This window comes from Microcoleus sp. BM001215392 (genome assembly GCF_036700185.1).
GTDB lineage: Bacteria > Cyanobacteriota > Cyanobacteriia > Cyanobacteriales > Microcoleaceae > Microcoleus.
The window spans coordinates 1-1,001 of record NZ_JAUBOJ010000757.1 but is presented as its reverse complement, the minus strand read 5'-3'; the positions used below and the strand labels follow the sequence as shown (position 1 = coordinate 1,001).

The window sequence follows — 1,001 nt, the reverse complement described above, 5'->3', positions numbered from 1 at the left end:
TTTGTAGATTTCTCGTCACCCAACACAAAACTCGTAGAAACCCGGTTTCTCGCCCCCCGCGTAAGTCTTGAAATCGATCCCGATCGCATTTAACCCACACAAACTCCTAACAAGTGTTAAGTTAGTAGTAAGTTGTGTCGATCGCACATAAAAACAAATGCCTGAACTACAAACCGAGACCCACCAAAACCTCAACCTGCAAGCCACCTCAAAACCCGTCATCCTCGGTCTCAAAGACGTAACCAAAGTCTACGGCATCGGCGACCTGGAAGTGCGCGCCCTCAACGGGATCAGCTTGACGGTAACGCAAGGAGAGTATTGCTCAATTATGGGCGCATCCGGTTCGGGCAAATCTACAGCTATGAATATTATCGGCTGTCTCGATCGACCTACGAGCGGCAGTTACTACCTAGACGGCGTAGATGTCGCCCAAATGCCAGAATCAGAATTAGCCGGAATTCGCAATTTAAAATTAGGTTTTGTCTTCCAACAATTTCACCTGCTAGCTCAACTCACAGCATTAGAAAATGTGATGTTACCGATGGTTTATGCAGGCATTCCCTCATCCGAAAGACGCGAAAGAGCAACAGAAGCTTTAACCAAAGTAGGCCTGGAAAGTCGGCTGCAAAATAAACCGAATCAACTATCAGGAGGACAGCAGCAGCGGGTAGCCATCGCCCGCGCAATTGTCAATCGTCCTGTATTATTGCTTGCAGATGAACCGACTGGTGCATTGGATACGAAAACTACTCAAGAAGTAATGGATATTTTTACAGAATTCAATGAAGCCGGAATGACTGTGGTGATGGTAACTCACGAACCGGAAGTAGCGCGACAAACTCGCCGGGTTGTTTGGTTCCGCGACGGTCAAGTTATTCACAACAATCTGAATCCGGCAGAACTTTCGCACGCGGTGTTTTAAATTAATTTTTTTTTAGTTGTTATGAGTAGACTTGAATTGCAAAAATCGGAAAACACCCTAAAATTATCTGCGTTTATCT

At 45.7% G+C, this 1,001-nt stretch carries 1 protein-coding gene; it reads left to right on the top strand.

Annotation, left to right across the window (positions count from 1 at the left end):
- The first annotated feature begins 157 nt into the window (after window positions 1-157).
- Window positions 158-922, top strand: a complete 765-nt coding sequence (locus tag QT974_RS34685; RefSeq protein WP_333472870.1) for an ABC transporter ATP-binding protein — start codon at window positions 158-160, stop codon at window positions 920-922.
- The last annotated feature ends 79 nt before the right edge of the window (window positions 923-1,001 follow it).